Source organism: Streptomyces sp. NPDC023157, from assembly GCF_055560575.1.
The window spans coordinates 398336-419684 of record NZ_JBVHIL010000008.1; the positions used below are offsets into that span (position 1 = coordinate 398336).

General features: G+C 70.8%; 15 protein-coding genes and 6 pseudogenes. 13 read left to right on the forward strand and 8 right to left on the reverse strand.

What is annotated here, in order from left to right; translation table 11 throughout:
• Positions 1-17: 17 nt before the first annotated feature.
• The gene (locus ACZ3ZE_RS28350) at positions 18-950 is read right to left on the reverse strand and encodes an alpha/beta hydrolase (RefSeq protein WP_363291560.1); all 933 of its coding nucleotides are present in this window, start codon (positions 948-950) and stop codon (positions 18-20) included.
• Positions 951-1385: 435 nt separating this feature from the next.
• Between ACZ3ZE_RS28350 and ACZ3ZE_RS28355 the strand changes: the two are divergent.
• Positions 1386-1442: pseudogene (locus ACZ3ZE_RS28355) on the forward strand (hypothetical protein); the annotation flags it as partial.
• 140 nt (positions 1443-1582) lie between these two features.
• On the opposite strand, the pseudogene ACZ3ZE_RS28360 reads toward ACZ3ZE_RS28355, so the two are convergent.
• A pseudogene (locus ACZ3ZE_RS28360) lies at positions 1583-2365 on the reverse strand (GTP-binding protein); the annotation flags it as partial.
• A gap of 6 nt (positions 2366-2371) precedes the next feature.
• Positions 2372-2542: a 50S ribosomal protein L32 gene (rpmF, locus tag ACZ3ZE_RS28365; protein WP_363291559.1), complete on the reverse strand. Its 171-nt coding sequence runs from the start codon at positions 2540-2542 to the stop codon at positions 2372-2374.
• 369 nt (positions 2543-2911) lie between these two features.
• On the opposite strand from rpmF, the pseudogene ACZ3ZE_RS28370 reads away from it, so the two are divergent.
• Together ACZ3ZE_RS28370 and ACZ3ZE_RS28375 are read left to right on the forward strand one after the other, a co-directional pair.
• Positions 2912-3259 (forward strand): annotated as a pseudogene (locus ACZ3ZE_RS28370) (CobW C-terminal domain-containing protein); the annotation flags it as partial.
• A gap of 44 nt (positions 3260-3303) precedes the next feature.
• Positions 3304-3543, forward strand: a complete 240-nt coding sequence (locus tag ACZ3ZE_RS28375) for a 30S ribosomal protein S18 (RefSeq protein ID WP_467261289.1) — start codon at positions 3304-3306, stop codon at positions 3541-3543.
• A gap of 374 nt (positions 3544-3917) precedes the next feature.
• Here the strand turns inward: ACZ3ZE_RS28375 and ACZ3ZE_RS28380 are convergent, their stop codons facing one another.
• Entirely contained in the window at positions 3918-6920 is a 3003-nt protein-coding gene (locus tag ACZ3ZE_RS28380) for an AfsR/SARP family transcriptional regulator (RefSeq protein WP_467261291.1), read from the reverse strand.
• Positions 6921-7000: 80 nt separating this feature from the next.
• Between ACZ3ZE_RS28380 and ACZ3ZE_RS28385 the strand changes: the two genes are divergently transcribed.
• The 6 genes and pseudogenes from ACZ3ZE_RS28385 to ACZ3ZE_RS28410 all read left to right on the forward strand — a co-directional run bounded on the left by ACZ3ZE_RS28385 (position 7001) and on the right by ACZ3ZE_RS28410 (position 12635).
• Positions 7001-7546, forward strand: coding sequence for a carboxymuconolactone decarboxylase family protein (locus ACZ3ZE_RS28385; RefSeq protein ID WP_361629561.1), 546 nt, complete (start codon positions 7001-7003; stop codon positions 7544-7546).
• A 101-nt stretch (positions 7547-7647) separates the two neighbouring features.
• On the forward strand, positions 7648-8625 hold the full coding sequence (locus ACZ3ZE_RS28390; RefSeq protein WP_361629564.1) for a GNAT family N-acetyltransferase: 978 nt from the start codon (positions 7648-7650) through the stop codon (positions 8623-8625).
• A gap of 56 nt (positions 8626-8681) precedes the next feature.
• Positions 8682-9100, forward strand: a pseudogene (locus ACZ3ZE_RS28395) (DUF4097 family beta strand repeat-containing protein).
• A gap of 81 nt (positions 9101-9181) precedes the next feature.
• On the forward strand, positions 9182-10399 hold the full coding sequence (locus tag ACZ3ZE_RS28400) for a serine hydrolase domain-containing protein (RefSeq protein ID WP_467261293.1): 1218 nt from the start codon (positions 9182-9184) through the stop codon (positions 10397-10399).
• A 268-nt stretch (positions 10400-10667) separates the two neighbouring features.
• A pseudogene (locus ACZ3ZE_RS28405) lies at positions 10668-11885 on the forward strand (glycosyltransferase); the annotation flags it as partial.
• Positions 11886-11897: 12 nt separating this feature from the next.
• Positions 11898-12635, forward strand: a complete 738-nt coding sequence (locus ACZ3ZE_RS28410) for an SAM-dependent methyltransferase (protein WP_361629651.1) — start codon at positions 11898-11900, stop codon at positions 12633-12635.
• Between the two features lie 216 nt (positions 12636-12851).
• Here the strand turns inward: ACZ3ZE_RS28410 and ACZ3ZE_RS28415 are convergent, their stop codons facing one another.
• Complete coding sequence (locus tag ACZ3ZE_RS28415; RefSeq protein ID WP_467261295.1) at positions 12852-13031, reverse strand: hypothetical protein; 180 nt, start codon at positions 13029-13031, stop codon at positions 12852-12854.
• 180 nt (positions 13032-13211) lie between these two features.
• Here ACZ3ZE_RS28415 and ACZ3ZE_RS28420 point away from each other — a divergent pair, with 180 nt between their 5' ends.
• Together ACZ3ZE_RS28420 and ACZ3ZE_RS28425 are read left to right on the forward strand one after the other, a co-directional pair.
• Positions 13212-15050 (forward strand): APC family permease, encoded by a 1839-nt coding sequence (locus ACZ3ZE_RS28420; protein ID WP_442304835.1) that lies wholly within the window; start codon positions 13212-13214, stop codon positions 15048-15050.
• A gap of 133 nt (positions 15051-15183) precedes the next feature.
• The gene (locus ACZ3ZE_RS28425) at positions 15184-15939 is read left to right on the forward strand and encodes a DUF4118 domain-containing protein (RefSeq protein WP_467261296.1); all 756 of its coding nucleotides are present in this window, start codon (positions 15184-15186) and stop codon (positions 15937-15939) included.
• 444 nt (positions 15940-16383) lie between these two features.
• Here ACZ3ZE_RS28425 and ACZ3ZE_RS28430 read toward each other — a convergent pair whose 3' ends face one another.
• Positions 16384-17463: a protein kinase family protein gene (locus tag ACZ3ZE_RS28430; RefSeq protein ID WP_467261298.1), complete on the reverse strand. Its 1080-nt coding sequence runs from the start codon at positions 17461-17463 to the stop codon at positions 16384-16386.
• 227 nt (positions 17464-17690) lie between these two features.
• Between ACZ3ZE_RS28430 and ACZ3ZE_RS28435 the strand changes: the two are divergent.
• Positions 17691-17909: pseudogene (locus ACZ3ZE_RS28435) on the forward strand (Tn3 family transposase); the annotation flags it as partial.
• A gap of 27 nt (positions 17910-17936) precedes the next feature.
• Here the strand turns inward: ACZ3ZE_RS28435 and ACZ3ZE_RS28440 are convergent.
• A complete protein-coding gene (locus ACZ3ZE_RS28440) occupies positions 17937-19034 on the reverse strand; it encodes a MerR family transcriptional regulator (RefSeq protein WP_361629654.1) in 1098 nt (365 codons plus the stop codon).
• Between the two features lie 359 nt (positions 19035-19393).
• Entirely contained in the window at positions 19394-20377 is a 984-nt protein-coding gene (locus ACZ3ZE_RS28445) for a LysR family transcriptional regulator (RefSeq protein ID WP_467261300.1), read from the reverse strand.
• 137 nt (positions 20378-20514) lie between these two features.
• Between ACZ3ZE_RS28445 and ACZ3ZE_RS28450 the strand changes: the two genes are divergently transcribed.
• Positions 20515-21315: an inositol monophosphatase family protein gene (locus ACZ3ZE_RS28450; RefSeq protein ID WP_363291550.1), complete on the forward strand. Its 801-nt coding sequence runs from the start codon at positions 20515-20517 to the stop codon at positions 21313-21315.
• Positions 21316-21349: the final 34 nt, after the last annotated feature.

Genomic DNA, 21349 nt, shown 5'->3' on the forward strand with positions numbered 1-21349 from the left:
GCCGGGCCGCCCGGGAGTCAGCGGCGGTGCCGGGCGCCTCGGCCGCGTCGCGCGGCCACGCCGGCGCCCGCGACCGCCGCCACGAGAAGGGCACACGCCACGCCGATGGCGGTGAGCGGTGAGCGGTCGGGCTCCTCTTCGGCGTGGGCCGCTGCCCGCGGTGTGGGCGGTTCGGTGCCGGCGGGTGTGGCCGGTGACCCGGTCGGCGGGGGAAGGGAATTGGTGTGGCCTGCCGGGGGCGCGGAAGCGCCGGCCGTGCGGAAGGCTTCATCGACGAAGGCCCGGGCCTGGTCGTGGAGGCGTGCGCCGGCCTCGCCGTCCTCCATCATGTCGACTCCGTGGACGGGGCTGTCGAGGATGTGGAGTTGCTTGTTCTTGGCTCCGGACGCCAGGTGGAGGGCGCGCACCTCGTCGACGAAGGTCTGGTCGCCCGTGGCCGCGGCGAAGAAGGAGGGCACCTTCACCTTCGCAAGGCCGGGGAGGGGCTTCAGCACCGGGAGCTCGCGGGGCGAGGACAGGATGAGCAGGCCGACGAGTTCGGGGATCTCGGGGGCGACGGTCGCCGTCGCGGTGCCGCCCATGGACGCTCCGCCCGCGAGGATGTGCCGCGCGCCCCGGTCCCTGAGCTGTTGGACGGCGGCCCGGACGTCCCGGTCGAAGTGCAAGTTGGCGGCCCTGCCGCCCTGCTCGGAAGCCCCGTCGTGCACATTGCGCTGGTCGTAGACCAGGACCTGGTAGCCGACGGCGGCGAGCTCCTCGGCGAACGCCAGCCAGCTGCAGATGTTCCAGCCGTTCTCGTGGGAGAGGACCACGCCGCGCGGCCCGCTGCCCAGGACGAGACCGGCCAGCCGGACGCCGTCCCTGGCCGTGAAGGCGATCGCCTTGACGTGCAGTCGCTTGGGCACGCAGGCGTTGACGGGCACCTTGGCCCGCAGAGGGCCGCGCTGCACGGTGGCGGAGCCGGTTGACGGCGTCCCTCGCTGCGGACCGGTCTGCACCGTCGCGGTAGTCGCGGTAGTCGCGGTAGTCGTGGCGGCCGCGGTGCCGGGCACGGTGAGCGGAGAGACCAGAGCGAGGAACAGGGGCAGTGCGAGGGTTCGGGCTGTGCCGGTGGCGCGGCGAGGAGGAGCGGGGGTCATGGCTCCTTCGTAGTCGAGCCGTGTCAGGGAACTGTCAGGTTTCCTCTGGTTTCCTGTCGGGTCGGACCAGGCGGGCAGGTATAGCGGGACAAACGGTGCAGATCACCGGATTAGCGGGCCTATGATTGCGAAAGTGGATCTTGTTCGTTGGTGATCACTTCTTCTGGGACGTGGGAATCTGACGAACGGCCAGTGGGCCCGGCTTAAGCCGCTGCTGCCGCGAGGCATCAAGCCGGCAGGCCGCAGGTGTGGACGCGGCGGCAGCTGATAGACGGCATATGGTGGCGGACCCGCACCCGTGTTCCCTGGCGGGACGTGCCCGAGCGTTATGGGCCGTGGGGCCGGCTCTATGACCTGTTTCCGGCCCTGGCAGCGGGACGGCACCTGGGCGAGTCCTCGTCCGCCTGGACCAGGCGGGCTATGACCGGGACCGTGCTGCCGCCGGCCGAGTTGCCGTACTCCTCGGTCTCCGGTACGTGGTCGCCGTTGAGCTCCTTCACCCAGCCGGGGGCCTGCTGCACCCGCTCGACGTCGAACAGGCCGGTTCCCAGGATGTGTTCGAGGGGCACCTGGCCGCGTACGGCGGGGACGATCCGCGCTTCCGGATTGAGGCGGGACAGCGTGGCGCGCAGCAGGCGTGCCTCTTCCGGGCCGACTAGGTCGAGCTTGTTGAGGACGATGACGTCCGCGAACTCGACCTGGTCCATGAGGAGGTCGCTCACGGTCCGCTCGTCGTCCTCGTACTGGTCGAGCCCGCGGGCGACGAGTTCGTCGCCGCCGTCCAGCTCGGGCAGGAAGCCCGCGGCATCCACGACGGTCACCATGGTGTCGAGCCGGGCGAGGTCGCCGAGGGTGGCGCCGTCGTCGCGGGGGAAGGAGAACGCCGCGGCCACGGGCATGGGCTCGGAGATGCCACTGGACTCGATGAGCAGGTAGTCGAAGCGGCCTTCGCGGGCGAGCCGGTCGACCTCCTCCAGCAGGTCGTCGCGCAGGGTGCAGCAGATGCACCCGTTGGTCATCTCGACCAGCCGCTCCTCGGTGCGGGACAGGGCCGCCTCGCCGCCGCGGACGAGTGCGGCGTCGATGTTGACCTCGCTCATGTCGTTGACGATGACCGCGACCCGCAGCCCTTCGCGATTGCCGAGGACATGGTTGAGCAGGGTGGTCTTCCCCGCCCCGAGGAACCCGGACAACACGGTCACGGGAAGCCGGTCGGTGGGCGTCATGAGCGCTCAGCCTTCCGACTGGATCAGGCCGCGCTCGTACGCCTTCGCAAGGCGCTGCGGGACCCGGTGGACGACGCCGTCCACGGTGACCGGCACCAGCTGGGGCGTGACCGCCTTCCACTGGGCACGGCGGTGACGGGTGTTGCTGCGGGACATCTTCCGTTTGGGGACGGCCATCGTGAGACTCCTTGGTCCGGTTGCTGACACGCAGAGGCTATATGAAAATGGATCCCATTATCAATCTTGCCCTGTGTGGCTGAAGAGAGGGTCGGACCACCCGGTCCAGCTCGCGCGGCCCGATGCGAGTTCGGCGTCGGTGACCAGGGCGGCATCCAGTGCGCCGGTGATGCGGTCGACGTCGAGGTGTGGCCCGGTGAATCTGATCTCACTGCGCCGCTCGCCGTAGTAGACGTCCCAGTGCCAGGAGGCGAGGGTGCGGCGCTGTGCGGAGGCGGCTTCCCAGGATGGGGTGTCGGGTTCCTCCAGCCAGATCGCACTCGCGGACGTCGAGGTGCGGGCCGGCCGACCGCCAACTGAGGATGGCGTCGCAGTCGCGGCCGGTTCTGGCTCGCCGACCGTCCCGACGTCCTGCTCGCCTGGGACGCGGCCGGCGGAGCGCTGTGCGTGGAGAACGCGGGCCCCTGGCTGGCGTCCCTGCCCGACGCCGCCTGGGAGATGGTCCCGCCCGTACGCCGGGCGGCCGCCGCCCTCGACTGGCACCCCGAGCACGGTGACTGCTGCCAGCACCTCGTGTTCACCTCGCCCGGCCTCGACCGGGACGGGCTCGAGGAACTCCTCGACTCCTGCCTGCTGACGAACGCCGAGTACCAGGCGGGACGCGAGGCCTGGAAGCACCTGCTCGCCGCCTTCGACTCCCTTCTCGACGCCACTTGACCTCGTACGCCCCCACTGAACCGCTCAATCGAAGGAGCCGCGACATGGCCCGATGCCCCGACCCCCGCAAGCCCGCGAAGTCCCGCCCGAACCCGCTCGACGCGGCCGGCATCACGTACATCGACTACAAGGACACCGACCTGCTCCGCAGGTTCGTCTCCGACCGCGGCAGATGGCGCCGAGGTGGTCGACGACCTCGGCCAGGGTCCGCAGCCGAACCTCGGGGCCGACGACGCACCCCCGCGCGGCAAGCAGGGGCCGCACCTCGCCGATGGCCGGGGTGATGGTGGAGCGGTCCACGACTACTCGGCCGTCTCGCTCAAAGTGCCGCCGGATCTTTCCCTAGCCGTTCATTCAGGACTGGGTGCGTTCGACCATCCAGCGTGTGCCGACTTGGAACGGGGCGGGCACCCCTCTGCGGGCGATCTTGTCGGTAAGGCCCTGCGCCCCAACACCTGGCGACTGGGCTTGCCGTCGTAGGCGGAGTCGCGATGCACGGTGGCGTCAGTGGGGAGGTTCCCGACCTGGCGCCTCGCCGTGTCGATGGTCGGTCCGAGCAGGACGGAGTCATTTGTCGGTCCGCGTCGGCTGAAACCAGGCCAATCGGTATCCCGCCGCTGTCGACGAGGGTCGTCCGGGGAATAGGTGACGGCCCCGGTCAGGATGCCTGGATGCAGGCCCTCACAACATGGCTGTCGTCGTCGGGACCGTTCGTGGTCGGCGGCAGCCCGGCGAGGAAGGTGCGGATCTCGTCGGCCTCGGGGACGGCGAGGGCGGTGTAGAGGTCGAGGGCCTGGCGGGCGTGGTCGTGGGCGAGGTCGATGCGGCCGAGGTCGCGGTGGGCGTGCGCCATGCCGTCATGGGCGCGGGCCTGTTCGGGGCGGTAGCCGAATTCGCGGGCGAGGGCCAGAGCGTTGTCGTGTTCGGTCACGGCCTGGGTCAGGTCGCCCAGCGAACGGGCTGCTTCCGCGAGGGCGTTGAGCGACTCGGCCTCGTCTCCGGGGAAGTCGAACTTGCGGCACAGCTCAAGGGCCTGGCGGTGCTGCCGCCGGGCTTCGTCGTAGCGGCCCTGTCGCTGGTACAGCAGCCCGATGTTGTTCAGCACGATGGTCTCGCCGATGCGGGATCCCGTCTCGCGGTACGCGTGCAGCGCCTGCCGATGGTGCTCGTGGGCGTCCTCGTGCCGCCCCCGGTGCTCGTGGACGATGCCGAGATCGGTCAGGCATCGGGCCTCGCCGCCGCGGTCGCCGAGCTCGCGGAAGAACGCGAGGGCCTGCGCGCTGTGGTCGTGGGCCCGGTCGTAGTCCCGTCGGCGCCTGGAGACGATGCCGAGGCCCTGCAGTGCGCGGGCCTCGGCGCCTCGGTCGCCGATCCCGTGCGCGAGGTCCAGGGCGTGCCGGTATTGCTCAGCCGCCTGCTCGTGGTCGCCGTGCCACCAGAAATGCACTTCGCCGAGATCGATGAGCGTGCGCGCTTCGGCGGCGGTGTCGCCGCTCCGGCGGCCGGCTTGGAGTGCCAGGCCGTGGAGGGCCAGCGCGTCGGCCTGGTGGGCGTGGCCGAGGAGGTAGCGGTGCAGGGTGGCGGCCAGTCGGGTGGTGTGCGGGAGCATGTCGTGCTCGGCCGCGTACTGGCCGGTCGCCATGAGGTTCGCGCGTTCGGCGTCCAGCCAGGCGATCGCCTCGGCCTCGTCCCGCGGGGGCCATGCCGGAGTGTCCGGCGCGGGGATGCGCGGCCTGCGGTTCCTGCCCTCGGGGTAGAGATGGTCGATGGCCGTACTCGCGATGTGGAGATAGTGGTGGAACAGCCGGCCGAGGGCCTCGCGCCGAGAGTCGGGGGCCTCCTGGGCGGCCGCGGTGGCGAGGGCGTGTTCGCGCAGCAGGTCGTGGAAGGTGTAGCGGCCCAGTTGATGTTGCGTCAGTACATGGGCATCCAGGAGGTCTTCGAGGAGCGTTTCGGCCTCGTCGAGCGGGAGGCCGGTAAGCGCGGATGCCGCCTCGGCGCTGATGTCGCGGCCCGGCTGGAGTCCCATGAGCCGGAACATGCGCTGCTGGTCCTCGGTCAGCTGCTCGTAGGACAGCGTGAACGCCGCTGCCACTCCGCGCTCCGACGTGGCCAGCTCGGAGAGTCTGCGGCGCTGGTCGCGGAGCCGGTCGGCGAGGTACGCGACGGTCCAGCGGGGTCGGTGGTGCAGGCGGGCGGCGGCGATGCGGACGGCCAGCGGCAGGAATCCGCACAACTGCAGGACGTCGAGGACGGCCAGGGGTTCGGCGACCGCCCGTGCGCCGACGATCGCCGTGAACATCTCCTCGGCGTCCGTGGCGGGCAGTACGTCCAGGGACAGGGCGTGCGCCCCGTCCAGGTCGGTCAGCCGTCGGCGGCTGGTGATCAGGACGAGGGCGCGCGAGGCCGCTCCGGGCAGCAACTGGCGTACCTGGTCGGCGCCGAGAGCGTTGTCCAGCACGGCCAGCACACGGCGGCCGGAGAGTTCGGACCGCCACAGCGCGGCGCGATCGGCGACCGACGCGGGTATGTGTGAGGCGGGTACGCCGAGTTGGCCCAGAAGGACCTCGAGTGCGGCACCGGCGTCGAGGGGGACCTGGCCGGCGGTGTGCGCCTGCAGGTCGACGAAGAGCTGCCCGTCCGGGAAGCGGTCCGCGAGGCGGTGCCCCGCGTGGACAGCGAGCGTCGTCTTGCCGACCCCGGCCATCCCGTCGATCGCCGAGATCGTCACGACACCGCCGCTGCCGCCCGACCACAGGCGGATCAGCCCGGCGACCTCGTCTTCGCGTCCGGTGAAGTCCGGGACGTCGTACGGTAGGAAGTTGACCCCCTGCGGCTTCGCCGGCGCGGCGGCGGGCCCGGCGTCCGGCGTGACGGACTGCGCGGCGGCGGGCGGGACAGAGGGCGCGGTGACCGGCGGCCGCAGTTCGGGGGCGTCTCGCAGGATGTCCTGTTCGAGCTTCCCGAACGCGTGGCCGGGGTCGAGCCCTTGCTGTTCGGCCAGGGCGGTCCGGAAGTCCCGTGCCACCTGCAGCGCGTCGGTCTGGCGTCCGGCGCGGTGCAGGGCGAGCATCAGCTGGCAGCAGAGCCGTTCCCGCAGGGGATGGGCCGAGGCGTGGACGGACAGTTCGTCGATGAGATTGTCGTGCCGCCCCCGGGCCAGCTCCAGCTCGGCCAGGCGCTCGACAGCGGTCAGCAGCTGCCCGTTCAGACGTGCTCGGGTGCCCTGGACGTAGGGGGCGGTGATGTCGGCCAGCGGCTCGCCCCGCCACAGTGCCAGCGCGGCACGGATCCGGTCCGCGATGTCCCCCGGGTCGTCGGAGTCGGCCTGCGCCGTGGCGATTCGGCTGGTGAACTCCTCCAGATCGAGCTGCCCCGGTTCGGGGGTGATCACGTACCCGGCCGGCCGCGTCGCCAGCATCCCGTCGGCCCCTGAAGCGCGCAGCATCCGCCGGATCGCGGCGATCGTGGTCTGGATCTGCGCGCGGGCGGAATCCGGCGGCAGCGGCCCCCACATCGCGTCGATCAGGCGATCCACACTGATCGCGACCCCGGAATGCAGCAACAGGTAGGCGAGCACGGCCCGATGACGGGGCGCCAGGCTGGGCGTGTCCGTACCGGGAGCCACGGCCTCCACCGGGCCGAGGATCGTGAACCGCATGCCGCCACTCCAGAGGTCACCGTCGCGCGCATCGAAGACGCATCGGGAATGTATCAAGATCGCCCGGCAGAGTTCTCCGCATGACAGCACTCCACACCGTCGAACCGGAGAACACGACCGGCGAGACCGCAGCCCTGTTCAACGCCACGCACCAGGCCCTGGGAGTCGTACCGAACCTGGCCAGGGTGATGGCCAACAGTCCCCCCGTACTCAAGGGGTACGTGGCCGTCGTCACCGCCCTGAGCGCGGCGGGAACCCTGCCGGCGGCCGTACGCGAGAGCATCGCACTGCTGGTGGCCCAGGAGAACGGATCCGACTACTGCCTGTCCGTGCACGCGTTCCGCGCGACGAGGACGGCCGGACTGAGTACCGCCGAGGCCGGGCGCGCACGCCACGGTGAGGCCGAGGACCCCTGGGCCGCCGCCGTCCTGGAGCTGGCCGCCGTGATGGTCCGCGACCGCGGAGCCGTCACCGACGAGCAGCTGGCCGCCGCCCGGCGCGCCGGTCTGTCCGACGGGCAGATCGTCGAGGTCGTCGCCCACGTCGCTCTCAACGTGTTCTCCAACTACCTGGCCACGACGGCCCGTATCGACATCGACTGGCCGCTCGTGCGCCACACCGACTGAGAAACGTGAACGCGATGACACAGGCTGCGTCGGGTGGCCCGAACCGATCCACTCCGACCTCTCTCCTGAACGAGACCGCCTTCCCCACCGAGGATCCCCACATGATCAGCGTCGTCCCCCTCACTCGTGTCTCCCCTGAAGACGCCGCCGCCTGGCACGCGGTCGTAGCTGCCTCGCTCGCCGGCGACCTGCCGGAAGAGCCCCGGCCCACGGTCGATCAGGTCCACGCCCAACTCGCCGTCCCCGGGCGGGACAACCGGCGACTTCTCTGGCAGGCCACCGTGCCCGACGGCGCAGTGGTCGGCGTGGCAGGGCTGCGGTTGTTCACCTCGCCCGGTCAAAGGCACTTGTCGGAGCTGGAGCTGCACGTCGCTCCCGACCGGCGGCGCTCGGGCGTCGGCTCGCTCCTGCTGGCCACGGTCGCGGCGGCGGCACGGGCCGAGGAACGGCGCAGCATCATCGCTGCCGTGTCCGGCGACGGACCGGGGGACGCCTTCTGCACCGCGCGAGGCTTCCGGCGGGTGCTGGCGTTGGATCACCTGCTGCTCGACGTCGCCCGAGCCGATGATGCCGCGGCCGACGCCGAGCACCCCGGCTACGAACTGGCCGACTGGACCGGCACGGTTCCCGACGACCTGGCCGAGGCGTTCGCCGCCGCCAAGAACGCGATGAACGACATGCCCATGGGCGACATGGACTACGGCAGCCAGACCTGGACCGCCGACCGGGTCCGGGCCATGGCCGAAGTCCTGGCCGAGCGCGGTGACGTACTGCTGACGACCGCCGCGCTCGTCAAGGGGGAGATGGCCGGATACACCGAGATCGTCATCCGGGCCGGGGAGACCCGCCGGGCACTGCAGTACGACACCGCCGTGGTGCCCGCACACCGCGGCCACGGGCTCGGGCTGTGGGTCAAGGCACAGATGGTGCGCAGGCTCCGCGCCGAGCACCCCGGAATCGTGGAGATCGAGACCGACAACGCCCAGGACAACACACACATGCTCGCCGTGAACCGGCAGCTGGGCTTCCGCTTCCACCGCAGCACCCACGAATACCAACTCGACCTGCCCACCACCTGACCACTCCACCACCTGGCCTTGCCACAGCCAGACCACCCCACCAAGGAGAACGTCCCATGCAGATGTTCAAGACCCCCGAGGCGATCGCCGCCGTTGTGGAGATCCCCGCCGGGCGCATCAGCCTCCTCGCCGCCGACCGCGCCGAGACCACCGCAGAGGTGCGTCCCGCGGACGCCGGCAAGGGCCTGCGGCTTACCACTATCGACGGCGATGTCCACGTCGGCCGGCTGGGCGGCCCGCGGAGATCTCCGCCGCGCGGGGCGGCATCACCATCGGCGAGGCGGTGCGCGGCACGGTGGTGCTCCACACCCAGCACGGCGACATCTCGATCGCCGCCGCCCCCGGTGTCTCCGCCACGCTCGACGCCGACGCCCGCCACGGCCGCGTCAGCAACGTCCTGAAGAACGACGGCTCCCCCGTGCGTGAGATCAGCGCCACCAGCGGCAGCGGCAACGTCTCCGCCCGCAGCCTCTGACCCCCTCATCCACCACCTCCTCCTTCTCACCTCACCCCCTCCACCCGACATTTCCACCCGACAAGGGAGCGCCACCCCGCCATGTCCCAGTTCACCGCTTCCGGGCAGCGCAGGATCCGCGACGTGCTGGCCCGACACGTCGATTCCGGCAAGATCCCCGGCGTCGTCGCGCTGTACAGCAAGGACGACGAGACGCACGTCGAGACGCTCGGCACAATGGAGCACGAGGGCGGCGCGCCGATGCGCCGGGACACCATCTTCCGGATGGCGTCCACTTCCAAGCCGGTGTCGATAGCGGCGGCGATGGTGCTGCTCGACGAGTGCCGGCTGCGGCTGGACGACCCGGTGGACCGATGGCTGCCGGAGCTGGCCGACCGTCAGGTGCTGAAGACGTTCGACGGCCCGCTCGACGACACGGTCCCGGCGCGCCGTCCCGTCACCGTCCGGGACGTGCTGACCTCCACCTTCGGCCTCGGTATGGACATGACCTCCATCGGTACGCCGATCATGAACGAGGTCTTCGCACAGGGGCTGACGCCCAACCTGCCCACGCCGATGCCCGGGCAGGACGAATGGCTGCGCCGCCTGGGCACCCTGCCGCTGATGCACCAGCCCGGCGACCACTGGCAATACCAGCTCGCCAGCGACCTGACCGGCGTACTGGTCTCCCGGGTGACCGGCAAGACCTTCGAGGATGCGCTGCGCGAACACGTCTTCGGCCCACTGGGGATGGACGACACCGGCTTCCACATCCCGGACCACAAGATCGAAAGGCTGCCGGTCCTCTACGCGCCCGATCCGGAGTCCGGCGAGTTCCACGTATGGGACGCGCCCAAGGGCGGCCGTTGGAACACCCCTCCGGCGTTCCAGAGCGGCGGCGGTGGGCTGGCCTCCACCGCGGACGACTACCACGCCTCCTTCAGGATGCTGCTGAACGGCGGCAAGCACGGCGGCGAGCGCGTTCTGTCCAGGCAGGCCGTGGAACTGATGACCACCAACCGCCTCACCCCCGCCCAGAACGCCGCCCGCACCGAACTGGCCACCAACAACGTCCACATCTCCTTCGGACAGGGCCAGCACGGCGGCTGGGGCTTCGGAATGGCGGTACGGACCTACCGCGGCGACTACGCCCCCGTCGGGCAGTTCGGCTGGGACGGCGGCGCCGGCACCTCCACCTACGCCGACCCCGTCAACAACGTCGTCGGCATCCTCCTCACCCAGGTCGGCACATCCGTGCCCGACTCGATCCACCTGATGCACGACTTCTGGACCACTCTGTACCAGGCGATCGAGGACTGATCGCCAGCAAGTCCGTTCCGTCCGCACATGCGGATGGGGGATTGGTCGGGCTGCACCCATGTGCGCCCGGAGCAGGCCGGGGCCCACGTCGCGATGCGTTCCGACGCAGTCGCCTCCGTACCCGGTACCCAGGGCAGCCGTGAGCTGCCGGGGCTCGGTGACCGCCGCAGCTCCGCCCCCGAGGTCCCCCCGAGGCTTCCGGCAAGGCCCCGGCCTTGCCTCACATTCACCGGCCCAGGCCGGCACCCATGGAAATGAGAACCGCTCAATGCGTGTGTTGTTGATGGCGTACGGGTCGCGTGGAGACGTCGAGCCGATGGTGGGACTCGCAGTGGGTCTGCGGGCGCTCGGCGCGGAGGTGCGCGTGTGCGCGCCGCCGGACTTCGCGGAGCCGCTGGAGAGCCTGGGCTTCCCGCTGGCACCGATCGGCCGGCCGTTGCGGCCGGTCGTGAAGGCAGTGGTGACCGGCACGGCGCCGGCGGCGGCGGAGGGCTTGGCCGAGCGCACGGCCGCGTTGCTCACCTCCACGTACGATGCGGTCGCCGCGGCCGCAGAGGGCTGTGACGTGGTGGTGGCGACCGGCCTGATCCCGGCCATGGCCGCCGCGCGGTCGGTGGCGGAGCAGCTGGGCATCCCCTACATGTCCGTGGCCTACTTTCCGGCGTTCCTGCCGTCGCCACACCATCCCCCGCTGGCGTGGCCGGGCCGGCCCGTCCCAGCGGAGGCGACCGGCAACCGGGCGCTGTGGGAGCTGAACGCGGAGAACCTGAACGCTCTGTTCGGCACGGCGATCAACACGCACCGGGCATCGATCGGCCTGCCCCCGGTGGACAGCGTCCGCGACCACGTCCTCACCGATCGGCCGTTGCTGGCTGCCGACCCGGTCCTGAGTCCGTGGCTGGAACCTGCGGACCTCGACGTGGTGCAGACCGGCGCGTGGATCCGACCGGACGAACGCCCGCTCCCGGCTGATCTGGAGGCGTTCCTGAACGCCGGAACACCACCGGTGTACGTGGGCTTCGGCAGCATTCCCGTGCGCGACGCGCAGAACGTCACTCGGGCTGCCATCGAGGCCATCCGCGCGCAGGGCCGCCGTGTCCTGCTCTCCCACGGCTGGGCCGACCTGGAACCGGCCGACGACAAGGACGACTGCCTCGCCATCGATGAGGTCAACCATCAGGCCCTCTTCCGCCGGGTGGCCGCCATCGTGCACCACGGCGGCGCGGGCACCACGACGACGGCCGCCCGGGCCGGCGCGCCCCAGGTCGTGGTACCCCAGATGGCGGACCAGCCCTACTGGGCCGGCCGTGTGGCCGAACTCGGCATCGGAGCCGCCCACGACGGCCCGACCCCGACCGTCGAGTCCCTGTCGGCCGCACTCGCGACAGCCCTGACCCCCGAAACGGAAGCACGGGCGAAGGCCGTCGCCGACACGATCCGCACCGACGGGACGGCGGTGGCCGCAAGACTGCTCCTCGAAACGGTGGAGGCTGCGCCGATGAGCCGTGAACAGATCTCCGGCATTGCGCATGCCGACCACCCGATCAAGTCCCCGCTCGGTGACGATTCGGTCAGCCGGCTGCTCGAACGCGGCCTGCCGCGAGGCGACGAGCGCGTCCTCGACCTCGGATGCGGCACGGCGGAATGGCTGCTGCGCGCTCTGGCCACGCGCCCGGCCCTGCACGCCGAAGGCGTCGACGTGTCCGAAGTCGCCCTGACGCGGGCCCGCCAGGCAGCGAGCGAACTCGGGGTCGACGAGCGCCTGGTCCTCCACCGGCAGGCGGCCGCGGACTTCGTCTCCCCACAGCCGTTCGACCTGGTGATCAGCATCGGTGCCACGCACGCTTACGGCGGCCTCTTGCCCACGCTCGCGGCAGCCCGCGAGCACCTGGCTCCCGGTGGCCGCGTCCTGATCGGCGAGTCGTTCTGGGACCGCGACCCGTCACCGGCGGCCGTGGAGATCTTCGGTGACCTCGACGACCTGGCGACCACGGTCGACCGCGTCGTCGCCGACGGCTGGACCCCGGTCCACTGCCACGTCAGCACCCGGGCTGAGCTGGACACCTACGAGTGGGCCTGCTGGGGCTCCCTGGCCGCGTGGGCACTCGACCACCCCGCCCATCCGGCCGCCGCGCAGGCGCTGGAAACGGCCAACGCCGCCCGCTCGGAGTGGCTGCACGGGTACCGGGACAGCTTCGGCTTCGTCTGCATGGTGCTGCGTCAGACCTCGGAGTGATCGCCTAGGGCGCCGAAAAGCTCACGCACCCAAGACGTCCCTCGCGCCCGGGGCACGCCTTCTGCACCTCTCAGCGGGTCCCGGGGGGCCCGCTGAGAGGTGCTCCGGGCTGCGTACTGGACGACCGAAGGCAGCGTTCTGGACGTCAGGGAGGTCGGGCACTGTGCCCGGGGAAGACCTTCTACACGTGCGTGTCCGGGGCCGTCCACGGCGATCTCACGGGCGGTAGACGAGTTCCATCAGGATGGCCGCGATGAGGAGCCGCGCTCCCAGGCCGAGCACCCACACGAGGTCCAGGACGATTCCGGCTACGCATACGGCCGGTGCGGCGGCGAGCGACGGCGACTCGCGTAGCACCCGGAGGCCCGCGGGTGTACGCGCATGGTTCCGGCCCATGGCTCGACCGCAGCCCGAGGAGCCCTTGCGGGGTACTGGATGACCGGCCGTCGTCGGAGCCCAGGTGTCAAAAACGTGTGAAGAGAGCGGCACCCGGCGCAAAGAACGCGCCAGGAAGTGCTGGGACCGCGCCGGCCGGGGGACACCCTGAGCGGAACTGAGTACGAAGGAGACACCCGCATGTCCGCGCTGACCACCGAGAACGGGACTGCACCCGTTGCCGAGGAGCCCCCTGACACCGGTGCGCGCCACAAGCTGACCGCGGTCACCGGACTCGCCGCCCTGTCGCTCGACGCGATGGCCTCCGTGGCCTACGGTCCCGAGGCCATCGTCCTCGTCCTCGCCGCGGCCGGCGGCTACGGCCTCGGCTTCACGCTCCCGGTCACCCTGGCCATCGCGGCCCTGCTGGCCGTCCTCGTCGCCTCGTACCGGCAGGTCATCGCAGCCTTCCCGGACGGCGGCGGCTCCTACGCGGTGGCGAAGGCCCACCTCGGCCGACGGACCAGCCTCGTGGCCGCCGGCTCCCTGGTCCTGGACTACGTCCTGAACGTGGCCGTGGCCGTGACGGCCGGCGTCGCCGCACTGACCTCCGCCTTCCCCGGGCTCTACGGCGACCGCCTGTGGATCTGCCTGGCCGTACTCGTCCTGATCACGGGCGTGAACCTGCGGGGGATCGTCGACTCGGCGCGCGCTTTCATCCTCCCGACCGCCGTCTTCATCGGCGCGATCCTGACGCTGATCGTCGTCGGCCTGTTCCGTGACGCCCCCGTCTCCACGGCCGCTTCGGACGGTCACGCCTCCGTCCTCGCGGACAACGCCACCACCGTCGGCGCCCTGCTGCTCCTGAAGGCGTTCGCCTCCGGCTGCTCCGCCCTCACCGGTGTGGAGGCGATAGCGAACGCGGTGCCCTCCTTCCGCGCCCCCGCCGCCCGACGCGCCATGCGCGCCGAGGTCGCCCTGGGCGCGCTGCTCGGCGTGATGCTGATCGGCCTGTCCGTCCTGATCTCCCGCTTCGGCCTCCAGCCCGTCGGGGGCGTCACCGTCCTCGCTCAGCTCGCCGATGCCTCCCTGGGGCACAACTGGGCCTTCTACGTCGTCCAGTTCGCCACGATGCTGCTGCTCGCCCTCTCCGCGAACACTTCCTTCGGCGGGCTGCCGGTGCTCCTGAAGCTCCTCGCCCGCGACAACTACCTGCCGCACGTCTTCGGCCTCAAGGCCGACCGGCAGGTTCACCGCCACGGCGTCGTCTGGCTGGCCGTCGTCTCCGCCGGGCTGCTGGTCTTCTCCGGCGGCGACACCAACACCCTCGTGCCGCTCTTCGCGATCGGCGTCTTCGTCGGCTTCACGATCGCCCAGACCGGCATGGTCCTGCACTGGCGCCAGGAGAGGGGGCCCAAGTGGGCGCCGAAGGCCCTGCTCAACGGCCTCGGCGCCGTCCTCACCGGTGTCTCCGCGGTCGTCGTCACCGCCACCAAGTTCCACGACGGCGCCTGGCTGATCGTGATCGCGCTGCCGCTGCTCGTCCTCGCCTTCGAGGCCGTGCACCGAGCGTACGGGAAGATCGGCGAGCGTCTCGGCGTCGGCCGGATACCGGAGGCCCCGCACCGCGAGCGCTCCCTCGTTCTGGTGCCCGTGTCCTCCCTGACCCGGGTCACCAGCGAGGCCCTCACCGCCGCCGTCTCCCTCGGCGACGAGGTGCGCGCCCTCACCGTCTGCCACCCGGACCACGAGGACCAGGCGGCCACCGAGGCCCTGGAGCGGGACTGGGCCCTGTGGAACCCGGGCGTGCCCCTCGTGCGGCTTCCGTCCGAGCGTCGCTCCCTCGGCCGGCCCATCACCGCCTACGTACGCGACCTGCGCGCAACCGAAGCGGGTACCCGGGTCACCGTCCTCATCCCGGAGGCCGAACCCGAGCGTCTGTGGCAGCGCGCCCTGCAGAACCAGCGGGGCGCGGTCGTCGCCCACGCAGTCCGCCGCGACACGGACGCCGTCGTCTGCCGGCTTCGCTTCCGCTGCTGACCCGGACACTGACGTCAGCACCTGCCCCGTCAGGGATACGTCAAGGACTCCTCCGCCCGGTGCCCTCCGCGCAGCGCCGGGCGGAGGCTTGAGGTGTCGGGGCAGAGGGGGGCTGGATCTTGCGAGGTGGGTCATGAGGATTCCGCTTCGGGACACGGCCGCCGTGGCCGCCGGAGTCCTGGCACCGCTCGGCGCCGCGCTCGCGCTCGTGCCGCTGCGGACCTCCGTCACGCACACCGATCTCGGGCTGGTGCTCGTCGTGGTGGTCGTCGCGGTGTCGGCCCTCGGCAACCGCTTCGCCGGTGCCCTCGCCGCCCTGTCGGCCGCCGCGTGGTTCGACTTCTTCCACACCGAGCCGTACCAGAGCTTCCACATCCACGACCGGGCCGACATCGAGACCGCCGTCCTGCTCTTGCTCGTCGGCCTGATCGTGTCGCAGCTGGCCGCGTACGGTCGGACGATGGGACGAGTGGCGGTCGTGGACGCCACGCATCTGGAACGGCTGCACGGGACGAGCCGGCTGGCCGGTCTCAGCACGTCGTCCGACGAGGTCGTCCGACGGGTGCGGGACGAGCTGATCGAGGTGCTCGAACTGCGGGCGTGCCGCTTCGAGTACGGCACGCTCATCGGGCGGCCGGCGCGCCTCGACCCGGACGGGACGGTGAAGGTGGCCGGCTGGATCTGGGACCTGGAGCGGCAGGGCTGGCCGGACGGCGAGATCGAACTGCGCGCGATCGTCCACGGCCGCTATCAGGGCCGCTTCATGATGACCCCGGGGCCGGACTCCGCACCGCCGCCCCTTGAGGCGCGCCTGGTCGCCGCCGACCTGGCGGCCCAGGCCGCTGCCGTACTCGACGACGAAGCGGTCAGTGCAGGCCCGAGATCCTGAAGACCGAGTGAGCGGTGTCCCGTTCGACACGGTGCCGGAGCCGGTGGAGGTCGCGCACGCCGTCCCGCAGGGTCCCTGTGGGTAGATGCCGGTCGCCCCTTCCGCCGCCGACCGGACACGCCCTCTTGCCCGTTGAAGCCCCGGTGCCCTCTCAGGTCGCACCCCGCGAGGCGCTGGAGGCCACGGCCCACTGCCCGCCCCGGCACCGTCGGAATCACAACGGCACGGCGATCGGTAGTCCCAGGAGCTGGCGGGCCGCGGTCGGCGGTCTCACCGTGGCGAGGACCTCCGCGACCTCCCGGCCTCCGGGCCGGCCTGGGCGAGCGCGGCGACCAGGGACGTTGAGGGGCTGCCGCCCATGCTCGAACTGCGACGCCGCCTCGGTCCCCGGCACGTCACCCGTCCCGCGATGTCCTGACGGCGATCTTGTGCCGAAGGCCGGTCTCAGTGGGGTGCCGCGACCGCAGGGCCCCAGGCCCGCCCGACCTCGGCGGCCGGAAACGGCGTCCGCTTGCTCTCGGTGAGCAGACGACGGGCGAACTCGCCGAAGATCACGGCAGCTCGGGAGTGCCGGTTGATGATCGAGGCGATCTCGCCCGGGACGCCATCGGGCCAGTGACCTGCGTCCCACTCCCTCAAGAATGCCTCGTGTTCCATCCCGCCGCGCAGGCCATCGGGCAGGTGATGGCGGAGCAGGTGACTCACGGTGTGGCAGCGGTCATACGCGAGGTGGTCGGAGAGGAACTCCGCCTCGGCCGCTGACAGTTCGAAGCCGGAACTCAGGGCGAGGCCGAAGTCCGCGAAGTACAGCATCTGGCCGTCGGTCAGGACATTGGCGAAGTGGGCGTCGAAGTGGACGAGTCCGTGCGAGCTCATGAAGGCGGTGCCGCGCGTCAGGGCTTGCTCCACCCACGGGTACGGCGAACTCTCCCTGCCCTCCGGCGCGGCAGTCCGGTAGTCGTGCAGCCAGTCGCCGAGTGTCTGCGGGAAGTGTTCCAGGAAGAGAACCAGGCTGGACGAGGACCGGCCGATGGCCTCCAGCCGCTCGCGCACGGCCGATGACCCCTCCCAGTGCGCGACCGCCCCGTCGATGCCCCCGAACTCGTCGGCGACCGCTTCGGGAGGGGAGTCGGGCAGGATGCGCCAGTGGTACATCAGCGGAAAGCCCACGTACTCGTTCCCGAGGACCCAGTTGGTGGTCATGGCATGCACGGCCAGCTCTCGCCAGGCCCCGAACCCCGCTGAGCCCACCCCGTACTGGTAGAACATCGGCAGTCCGAAGAGGTTCGCCGTCGACCGCACATTCTCCGGACGCAACTCGGTGTCCGTCAGGGGCACCCGCTTGACGAACACCCGCGTGCCATCGATGTCCAGCTCCGCCGACCTGCCGCCGATACCGGACCCGAGCGGGTCGGCGGCAGCCACGACCTCACCGAGCCGACGATCACTCAGCAGAGACAGGCGCGTGGCCACGGTCCCGTACGTGGCAAGCCGAACGGCATATCGCGGGTCCGGATGGTGCATCGACGACTCCTCGGTGCCCAGAACCAGGGCCTCGGCGCTCTCGCGGACCTGGTCGAGCCTATCCGCCGGAGCTGTTGAAGGATCAGATACGCGAAGTCGCCCGGAACGCTGGCCCCGGACGCCGCCTCAGACGATGACATGCCCGCCGGCACCGATCTCTCACGGACGCGACCGCAAGCGTTCTACCTGCACAAACGATACCCATTCACCCGTTTGCCCCGGATGCGCTGTGGAACACCCGCTATCTCGACGCCGCCGTGGCCCGGCTCCGCGCCGAGGGCCACGACATCAAGGACGAGGACGTCGCCCGGCTCTCCCCGCTCAAGGACCGGCACGTCCACTTCCTGGGCCGCTACCTGTTCAACATCACCGCCAGCGTCCCCGGCCAGGGCCTGTGTCCCTTCCGCGACCCAGACGCACCCGAGGACGGTGACGAGGAGGAGTAACCCGGCTCAGTCCGGGCCGGTGCCTATTCAAGCTATGAGCAGACGGAGGCCGAGGTCTGCCGTGTCGAGGTGGGCGAGGTCGCTGTTGCGCTCGGCCCAGCGGCCGGAGTCGAGGTCGTCGCGGAGGCTTCGCACCGCCCGCTGCTCTGCGTCCGGCCCGACCCTTGTCCACACCGACATCGCACGGCGGACGTGCTCCTCCAGATACGCCGCCGGTCTGCGCCAATACGCCTCGAACAGGCCGTCAGCGCAGTCCCACGGGATGGGCACCGGCTCATTGCGAGCGCCAATCGCGTCGGCCATCCCCGCAAGTGAGGGAAATTCTGCGAGGACGGTGGCGAACTCGGGCAGGTAGTCACGGGTAAGCCAGAACCGGTCCTGCCATCCGGGCTCGTCAGTGTCGAACGTCAGCACCACCACGCGGCGGGCCACGCGCTGCATCTCGCGCAGCCCCGCTATCGGGTCTCCCCAGTGGTGAACAGTGGAGACGGCCATCGCGACGTCGAAGGAGCGGTCCTCGAACGGCAGGCTTTCCGCGGCGGCGGCCACGCACGGCGCCGAGCCAGCAGGCCGCTGACGCCGCATAATCTCCGACGGCTCAACCGCGGTCACCTCACGATCAGCCGGCTCGTAGGAGCCGGTGCCGGCCCCCACATTCAGCACCGTCCGCGCGCCCCCGAGCGCGTCCAAGATCTGCGCGGCGATCCGTGGCTCGGTACGCCGCGTCGCTGTGTAGGCGCCGCCGATCGCGTCGTACAGCCGTGCACCGAGCATCCCCAGTTGCTCCTCCGGTGTCACCTTCAGTCCCCTCACCCGTGCCTCAAGTTCCCTGTCGATGGCCGCCACCATGGCGTCAGCTCGATCGCGCCGCTCCAGCAGCAGCCCGCGCAGTCGGCGCAGGTGCGCGACCGCGTCGGTGGACGAGTCGCCGACCAGTTCCGCAACCTCCCGCAACCCGAAGCCCAGCTGGCGGTAGGCCAGCACCTCCCGCAGCCGCTCGACGTCACCGTCCGAGTAGGCCCGGTACCCACCTGCGGTCCGCGCCGACGGACGCAGGAGCCCGATCTCGTCATAGTGATGCAGCGTGCGGACGCTCACGCCGGCCAGCTCGGCCACGCGCCCCACGGTCCAGTGATCTTCCACGGCACCGACTATGCAGCCTGACGTCACGTGAGGGTCAAGAGCCGCACTGATGACCTGCAAGAGCCGACGCGCAGGCCGTAGCCGCACGCCGCACCACTGTCAGAAGCGATCCTTCGTGCGTAGCCCGATCGGGAGGGCGTCGGCTGGCCGTTGGGCGTCCGGTGGTGGGGGTGGGGGTGCGGGCTTGCGGTATCCGCGAGGAGGTGGTCGAGGCGTTCCGGCGTGACGTTGGCCTGGTCTGTGACTGCTGTTTGTGGCCGCTGGGTCGGGCGTATCCCGGCCTCGTTCTCTTTGATGCTTTGAGCCGGGTTTGGCGGTTCGGCCTGGGCCTGGGCCGGTGGCTACTTGCCGGGCCTGGCCTCGGCGGACTTGGTGTCCAAGATGCCCTCCTGGGCTCTGTGTGTTGGGTGTGGGGTGGTGATCGGTGGTGTGAACAGTGTCTGGACGGTTTCGCTGGTCAGCTCTCGCAGCCAGGTGTGGGCGTGGTCGTTGTCGTAGCGCTGGTGCCACAGCAGGTAGAGGGGGACGTCGGGTAGAGGGAGCGGCGGCGGCAGTGTGGTCAGGCCGAGTTGTTTGCGGGCCGTGCGGGTGACGGCGTCGGGGAGGGTGACGACCAGGTCGGTGGTGAGGGCGAGTTGGAGTGCGAAGGCGGCGGTGGGGCCGGCGGCGGCGACGTGTCGTTGGAGGCCGTGTGCGGTCAGGGCGTCGTCGATCGGGTCGCGCAGGCGGCCGCGCCGGGAAACGGTGAGGTGTTCGGCGGCTGCGTAGGTCTCGAGGCTGAGCGGGCCTTCGGTGAGCGGGTGGCCGGGTCGTACGGCGACGACCATCCGGTCCGTGCCGACGAGGCGGTGGCGGATGTCGGGGAGTGTCGGGGGGCTGGAACTCGATTCGAGGTCGACCTCACCCCGGCGCAGCTCGGCGTCGTCCGTCCCGGGTTCGGCCGGCAGTCGCAGTCGGACGCCGGGGGCCTGATGGCGGACGGCCGTGGTCAAGGTGGTGCCGCAAGCGGCGGTCAGGGTGTCGTGCCAGCGCACGGTGAACACCCGGTCCAGGTTCGACAGGTCGAGTTCTTGCTGCGCGGACAGAAGTTGGTGGGCCTGCTGCACGAGGGTGTGGACCTGGGTGCGCATGGCCAGCGCGCGGGTGGTGGGCACCATGCTGCGGCCGGTGCGGACCAGGATGGGGTCACCGGTGGCCTTGCGGATGCGGCCCAGGGAACGGCTCATCGCCGGCGAGGTGACGTGGAGGCGAGCTGCCGCGCCGGCGACGCTGCCCTCTTCCAGGAGGGCGTCCAGCGCTGTGAGCAGGTTCAGATCCAGTTGCATGACAGTAACTCTACAAGTGCCAACCATGCACTTGTTGTTAACAATCGGGCGTCCTACCTTCGAGGTGCGGGGGCGAGACCACCACCAACGCCGCTTCCCCTTTGCCGATCTCCTGGGAGACCACCATGAGCACAGCCATGCCTTTCGACGCTGACGCGGCGTTCCTGGCCGACGTCATCGCCGCGGTGAAGGCCGCCGGCCTCGTACTGCGCGACCGCTCCACCTCGTACGCCCGGGGCGTGGGCCTGGACGAGATCGTCGGCGAGATCCACGCCAACGACGACGCGGTGCTGGGCGTGCTGCGGGAACCGCTGCTGAGGGTCCGGCCGGGTTCGCGGTGGGCTGAGGACGAGCTCGCCGGCGGTGCGCTCCCGGCGGGGGAGTGGTGGGTCGTCGATCCCGCCGAGGGCAACATCAACCACGTCCATGGCATGGAGGACTGGGCCGTCACCGCCACCCTGGTCAGCGACAACCAGCCGGTCCTCACCGTTGTCCACCTGCCGCTGACGGGCGACACGTACACCGCCGTCGCCGGCGGCGGCGCCCGCCTCAACGGCCGTCCGCTGAAGGTGTCGGCCAAGACCGACCTGGGCGCCGCGCTCGTCGGCACCGGTCAGGCCAAGCCCGGCGAGGACAAGCGCACGTTCCGGCGGATCGGTGACTCTGTTACCGCCATGCTCGTCAACGGCCTGGTCGTGCGCGTGTCCGTTCCCGCCACGATGCAGCTCATCCACGTCGCCGCCGGACGCATGGACGCGTTCTGGCAGTTCTCGGACGTCCGCTCCGGCCTGGTCGCGGGCGCCCTGCTGGTCGCCGAGGCCGGAGGCACCGTCACCGACCTGGCGGGCGAACCCTGGAACACCGGCAGCCGAGACTTCCTGGCCGCCGCCCCTGGCATCCACGACGCCGCCCTGAAGGTCCTCTCGCCGATCGTCTGACCGGACGTCTCCGCTCTTTCCCGCCCCCGCACCG

Coding starts and splice junctions, on each gene's coding strand:
- ACZ3ZE_RS28380 (WP_467261291.1), bottom strand. CDS start 6,920: ATGCGGTTCACGATCCTCGGCCCGGTGGAGGCCGTGGCTCCCGGTACG.
- ACZ3ZE_RS28385 (WP_361629561.1), top strand. CDS start 7,001: ATGACAGCACTCCACACCGTCGAACCGGAGAACACGACCGGCGAGACC.
- ACZ3ZE_RS28410 (WP_361629651.1), top strand. CDS start 11,898: ATGAGCCGTGAACAGATCTCCGGCATTGCGCATGCCGACCACCCGATC.
- rpmF (WP_363291559.1), bottom strand. CDS start 2,542: ATGGCCGTCCCCAAACGGAAGATGTCCCGCAGCAACACCCGTCACCGC.
- ACZ3ZE_RS28375 (WP_467261289.1), top strand. CDS start 3,304: ATGGCCCGATGCCCCGACCCCCGCAAGCCCGCGAAGTCCCGCCCGAAC.
- ACZ3ZE_RS28390 (WP_361629564.1), top strand. CDS start 7,648: ATGATCAGCGTCGTCCCCCTCACTCGTGTCTCCCCTGAAGACGCCGCC.
- ACZ3ZE_RS28415 (WP_467261295.1), bottom strand. CDS start 13,031: ATGGGCCGGAACCATGCGCGTACACCCGCGGGCCTCCGGGTGCTACGC.
- ACZ3ZE_RS28445 (WP_467261300.1), bottom strand. CDS start 20,377: ATGCAACTGGATCTGAACCTGCTCACAGCGCTGGACGCCCTCCTGGAA.
- ACZ3ZE_RS28425 (WP_467261296.1), top strand. CDS start 15,184: ATGAGGATTCCGCTTCGGGACACGGCCGCCGTGGCCGCCGGAGTCCTG.
- ACZ3ZE_RS28420 (WP_442304835.1), top strand. CDS start 13,212: ATGTCCGCGCTGACCACCGAGAACGGGACTGCACCCGTTGCCGAGGAG.
- ACZ3ZE_RS28450 (WP_363291550.1), top strand. CDS start 20,515: ATGCCTTTCGACGCTGACGCGGCGTTCCTGGCCGACGTCATCGCCGCG.
- ACZ3ZE_RS28400 (WP_467261293.1), top strand. CDS start 9,182: ATGTCCCAGTTCACCGCTTCCGGGCAGCGCAGGATCCGCGACGTGCTG.
- ACZ3ZE_RS28430 (WP_467261298.1), bottom strand. CDS start 17,463: ATGCACCATCCGGACCCGCGATATGCCGTTCGGCTTGCCACGTACGGG.